The sequence below is a fragment of the Bradyrhizobium sp. P2_E8 genome (genome assembly GCF_056403875.1).
Genome location: NZ_JBFUES010001206.1, coordinates 1 through 2,022, shown reverse-complemented (window position 1 = coordinate 2,022; position 2,022 = coordinate 1). Strand labels below are relative to the sequence as shown.

3 protein-coding genes and 1 pseudogene are annotated in these 2,022 nt (G+C 63.0%); 3 read left to right on the top strand and 1 reads right to left on the bottom strand.

The genetic code is table 11. From position 1 onward, the window contains the following. On the top strand, nucleotides 1-451 hold a 451-nt coding region (locus AC1D00_RS38645), incomplete at its 5' end, for a carboxylesterase family protein (RefSeq protein ID WP_477014295.1). 7 nt (nucleotides 452-458) lie between these two features. On the opposite strand, the gene AC1D00_RS38640 is transcribed toward AC1D00_RS38645, so the two are convergent. After that, complete coding sequence (locus AC1D00_RS38640; RefSeq protein WP_135176936.1) at nucleotides 459-638, bottom strand: hypothetical protein; 180 nt, start codon at nucleotides 636-638, stop codon at nucleotides 459-461. 158 nt (nucleotides 639-796) lie between these two features. Here AC1D00_RS38640 and AC1D00_RS38635 point away from each other — a divergent pair, with 158 nt between their 5' ends. Together AC1D00_RS38635 and AC1D00_RS38630 are read left to right on the top strand one after the other, a co-directional pair. After that, nucleotides 797-1,600, top strand: a complete 804-nt coding sequence (locus AC1D00_RS38635; protein WP_135176937.1) for a DODA-type extradiol aromatic ring-opening family dioxygenase — start codon at nucleotides 797-799, stop codon at nucleotides 1,598-1,600. A 198-nt stretch (nucleotides 1,601-1,798) separates the two neighbouring features. Next, nucleotides 1,799-2,022 (top strand): annotated as a pseudogene (locus tag AC1D00_RS38630) (Crp/Fnr family transcriptional regulator); the annotation flags it as partial.

Below are 2,022 nucleotides of genomic sequence, written 5' to 3'. Positions count from 1 at the left end.
GCCCAAGCTCTATCCCGACCTCGCCAGAGCTTCGGACCTTGCGGCAAGGTTTTATACCGACAAGGTCTTCTCCGAGCCGGTGAGACTGCTGGCTCGTCTGCACGCCGCAAGCGGCGCGCTGACCTTCCGCTATCGTTTCGCCTACGTGCCGGAGGCCCGGCGCACCAATCCGGAGGGCGGTCACGGGCGGGAATTGCAGTTCATCTTCGGCGTGGAAGGCGTGCCCGGTGCCGGCATCTTCTCGCGGCGCGATCGCGAGCTCGCAAGCCGCATGCGCAGCTACTGGATCAACTTCGCCAGGAGCGGCGATCCCAACGGCCCCGACCTGCCACGCTGGGACGCGGCGGCAGGCGGCGATCGCCTGCTGCTGATCACGAATGATCGCATTGCGAGCGGAGACGATCCCTTCGCGGAGCGTCTCGACCGGCTCGCAAGTGAGAGTAGAAAATGAGCTGGACTTAGGCCGCGAGCTCGACGCGCGGCGCCGGGCTCAGCCGGTCTTCCTCCAGATAGTCCATCGCGCCGTCCTTCTCGACGGCATAGAACTGCTGGCCTTCCCGCGACTTGAAGGCGGCGCGAACGACGCCGCGGCGGCCCTTGTCACTGTTGACGACGTCCCCCAGCGCAAACTTCTTCATCTCACGTCCTCGTCTTCTGGCCGACTCCTTCGGCCATGGCGGGGATTTTGAAAGGCAAATCGTTAACGGCTTGCTAACCATAGGGGTTTGCCTATGCTCGCCGCCGATCGTGCGGCCAGTTCGCACGCGCATGTTGTCAACGAGACGAGCTTTCGCCCATGACGCGATTTCCGACCCTGTTCCTGTCCCATGGCGGCGGCCCCTGGCCGTTCATGGAGGACCGGCGCGTGCAATATGCCAGGACCGCCGAGGAGTTCGGGCGGCTGCCGCAGCTTCTTCCCGAAAGACCAAAGGCCGTGCTCGTCATCACCGGACATTGGGAGGCCGACGCCTTCACCGTGTCGACCTCGGCGCATCCGCCGATGGTGTACGACTATTACGGTTTCCCCGAGCATACCTATCACCTCAAATATCCGGCGCCGGGCAAGCCCGAGCTTGCCGCAGAGGTGAAGGCGCTGCTCGCGCGTGCCGGCCTCGATTGCCGCGAAGATGCCAATCAGGGTTTTGATCACGGCACCTTCGTGCCGCTCGGCCTGATGTATCCGAACGCCGACATGCCGATCGTACTCTTGTCGCTGAAATCGACCTACGATGCGGCCGAGCACATCAAGGTCGGGCAGGCGATCGCCTCGCTCCGGGACGAAGGCATTCTGATCGTCGGCAGCGGGCTCACCTATCACAACATGCGCGGCTTCAACCGGCCGGAGTCCAAGCCGGTCTCCTACGATTTCGAGGCCTATCTCAACGAGGCGATCAGCGCGCCTGATGCGGCGCGCCGCAACGCGATGCTGGTCGATTGGGAGAACGCGCCGAGCGCGCGCCTGGCGCATCCGCGCGAGGACCATCTGCTGCCGCTGATGGTTGCGGCCGGCGCGGCCGGCAGCGACGTCGGCCACCGCGTATTCGTCGACGAGGTCGCAAACGTCGCGATGGCGTCGTACATGTTCGGCGGCCAGCCTTGAATCGCGCGTCTGCAAGTGAAATCGGCGGAAAGTTCCAGATTGTCCCTCGAGATAGTTGAGTAGGGGGCATCGCGCCGTCGGCAGAAAACGGCTCATGCACACGCCAAATTGCTCATGCGGGCATTTCTGTCCGTTTCGCTCGATTCATTTTCGCGCTATGGTTGTGTCTATTGATCTGCGATTTTCCCGAAGAATGAGATGGTGTCTGCGGATCCATTCCGGAACGCTTTTCTCAAGTCGCTGAGGCCAGCCGACTTCGCGGCCATTCGCCCGCATCTCAAGGCCGTCGAGCTTCTGGAGGGGGCTTCGGTGATCGAGCTAGGCCAAACCGTTGCGTGGGCTCATTTTCCGCTGACCGCCGTCGTGTCTCTCGTTGTCGAACTTGAAGCGGGAGAACGGATCGAAGTGGCGTTGGTTGGCCC